Here is a 2,825-nt window from a genome sequence, read left to right on the forward strand (position 1 = left end):
CCTCGTTCACGCCATCCTGTCTATGCCGATACTCTTCCAATTGAGAAAGGCGCCGCTCATGGTCGTCCTGCTTGTTCAAATAGATGTCCAGTTTCGTTGAAAGCTGTGCAAACCCCCGCGTGAATTCTGTAGAGACCTGGTCCAACTTCGATTCAATTTTATTTATCCAGATGCGGGTGCTTTCTTCCATGAAACCTATCCTTCGATTCAGTTTTTCTATAACCTTCGCGCCCCAGCCGTTCCGCAAAACTTGGGTGTAAAACAAAAAACCCCGAACAGAGCAGTCATACTGGTTTATTCAATGAACTAATGAACTAACACAGATACCGCCCCATCCGGGGTCGATCCACGCAGATGTTCTAGGAGGTGTTGCTATGGTTTTGTATCATTCAGACAAGAGAATTATACCAAACTTTTTGACCGTTGTCAATTATTTTTTGGTATATAGTGAATAATTTTCCGAATTTTGCTTTTATTTTAGCCATTATTTCTCAATTGGGAAATCTTTTTCGGAAAGGGTGGGGTTAGTGAGCCCCACCGATACTGGATCCCTACAGATATGGTAGAACGCGTCACACCATCTGTGAGACTAACTCCCGTTGCGGGTCAGGAGTTGGAATTCGATACTGAATACGTGATTAAGATGTACGTTCAGGATCTCGCCTGTCATAGTTTCAGGTGGGAGATACGGTTTCGGACGAGACCAAAGCCCTAATATGAAGCGTGAAGGCGGATCTACGCGACTGTCGCTATTATCGGCGGCTGAAACTGGTAATGGGACGGGCACATCTACTTGACCGTCTTCAGCGCTCAATCCACGCTGCTCCACGCTCCCCGATGGATTCATAGACGCTATGATAATCTATTTTTTTCCAACTGCGTAACTCCTAAAGAGTATTAAGTTCATGATTCTATTCATCTCTGATTCCGCAGCCGCAACGGACTATGAATCCCCGCCAGCGCGTCCGCTTCACCGTCGCCGCGGACTCGCATACATCATTTAACTTTGGTGGCAAAAGGAATTGTTATTTGAGAGCGATTGCCAGCACCATCTTGGACATCAATCTCAACCTTATAGGTCGTCTCGCTAACCAATTCTTGCCCTGCCACCGGGGTCAGGGTTGCTGTCTGGTCCTGTACGTTTCCGTCCCAATGAAGATCTACACCCGCCTCGTCGGTCAGTTTAATGGTGCCCGTGACGGCTTCGTCGAAATCGAACCGGAAACCGCTGGCATTAAGTGGTGCCGGATCGACATCGACATCGCCGTGATTCACTGTGCCGCCCGTAATTACGGGCGGCTCGCCGTGTCCCCATGAAAAGTAATAAGGCCCTGCTTTTGCAAAAGCTCTAGAGCCGTCTCGATTTGTCCACATGATCTCCAATGTTACAGATCCTTCGGGTAGATCAGGGTGTGCACTCCACTTCCAATGGAGGCCCAAACCTGTCGCGGGTGTGCCATTGACTATTACCGCTACAACCTCCGCATCAAACGTAAATGTGAATACTGTGTCCGGATTAACGGTATAAAAAGCGTTTCCAGTAAACTTTGGTGGCGGTGATGGATCTATCACCGCCTTGGTGGCAGCGGGCGGGTCAACATCAGCTTCTGACGGAGGTTTAATTCCCTCAGTTCCATCATCACCACAACCGATGATTATACAGATAACAAGTATTGTCAGGGTGATTGCAACTCCTGTTCCCAAGGGATTGCACATGATAGCCACTTTATCTCCTTTTCTCACTAGTTGCAACGTACGCTTAGTTACCGTTCAGTTGGTCCAAAAGAATGTTAAAGGCATCCAACAACTGTTGTGCTTTGGTTCTTGTAACATGACGACCCGCCGGTGGGTTGTTACTGCCCGATTGGGTTGCGATATTACGGATCTCTTCATACCGATTAACCTTCCCAACAAACTCCGGCTTAAATCGCGGTGAATGCGTCAGATCAACGTTCTGATTGGTGGGTCTATACCTAAGTTGCCAACTCAGAATAAATGCAACCGCAACCGCGGCAGCATGACCTTCTTTGCAAGGAAAATCCAAGTCTCTTACCATATCATAATCGAAATCGTAGTCCGGGGTTCTGTCTGTATACCTATTTTGGTCTTTTTGCCACCAATGGGCAGCTTCATGGATAAAGGTATCCAAATAGTACAGATTGCCCGGTTTCCAGAGGTCTGTGTTTCCACGGGTGTTGCTGTGGTCAATATCGTCGGTATAGGGATGCTGACGTTTTGAAATCCTTATTAAGCCGTTAGCCTGATCCCCCTCCGCCTCATCATTTCCTGAAACAAGTGAATTCACCACTTGGATTCTGACAACATCGTGAAGATTCTCATCAGAAAAACTTTCAGAATCACCAAATACCAAGCTTACTGCGTCCCGTTCCAATTGGCTTAAACGGCGTGGTCCGTGAATCGTTAACCCCATTGCTATGTTCTCCTTCTATTTTATAAGGTTTGAAAATAAGATACAACTGAATGTGTACTGCTACGACTACTGCTTAAATCTGTTTTTATCACCTCCTACTCCTTAATCGTACCGGACTATGAATGCCTGCCAACACATCCGCCTTGCCGTCGTCGCGGACCCGCACACAATACAGCACCTGCTTATACCGCCGCCTTTCTCCTTTTCACGTTTCACTCAGCTCTCTCCCTCTGATTCCGCCGTTTCGGCAGCTCTCCCCGCATCACGGGGGTCATCTCAAAATGCACAATCTCATGATTCCGAATCTTCAGCTGTACCGTGCCGAACCGATTCTCCCGCCTGAACTGCTCAATCTGTTCGATGATTGAATCCCAAAAGTCTCTATGTTGCATCG

At 47.4% G+C, this 2,825-nt stretch carries 5 protein-coding genes; all 5 read right to left on the reverse strand.

The genetic code is table 11. The features are described from left to right. On the reverse strand, positions 1–190 hold a 190-nt coding region (locus J4G02_18700; protein MCE2396566.1), incomplete at its 3' end, for a hypothetical protein. Positions 191–589: 399 nt separating this feature from the next. Then, a complete protein-coding gene (locus J4G02_18705) occupies positions 590–814 on the reverse strand; it encodes a hypothetical protein (GenBank protein ID MCE2396567.1) in 225 nt (74 codons plus the stop codon). A gap of 182 nt (positions 815–996) precedes the next feature. Continuing rightward, positions 997–1,725, reverse strand: coding sequence for a hypothetical protein (locus J4G02_18710; GenBank protein ID MCE2396568.1), 729 nt, complete (start codon positions 1,723–1,725; stop codon positions 997–999). Between the two features lie 34 nt (positions 1,726–1,759). Then, on the reverse strand, positions 1,760–2,431 hold the full coding sequence (locus J4G02_18715) for a hypothetical protein (protein ID MCE2396569.1): 672 nt from the start codon (positions 2,429–2,431) through the stop codon (positions 1,760–1,762). Between the two features lie 212 nt (positions 2,432–2,643). Next, the coding region (locus J4G02_18720) for a hypothetical protein (GenBank protein MCE2396570.1) at positions 2,644–2,825 on the reverse strand (182 nt) is incomplete at its 5' end.

The organism is Candidatus Poribacteria bacterium, assembly GCA_021295755.1.
In the GTDB taxonomy this organism is placed as follows: domain Bacteria; phylum Poribacteria; class WGA-4E; order WGA-4E; family PCPOR2b; genus PCPOR2b.

Bases quoted from the DNA above. Each gene is read 5' to 3' on its own strand.
- J4G02_18715 (MCE2396569.1), bottom strand. From the start codon at position 2,431: ATGGGGTTAACGATTCACGGACCACGCCGTTTAAGCCAATTGGAACGG.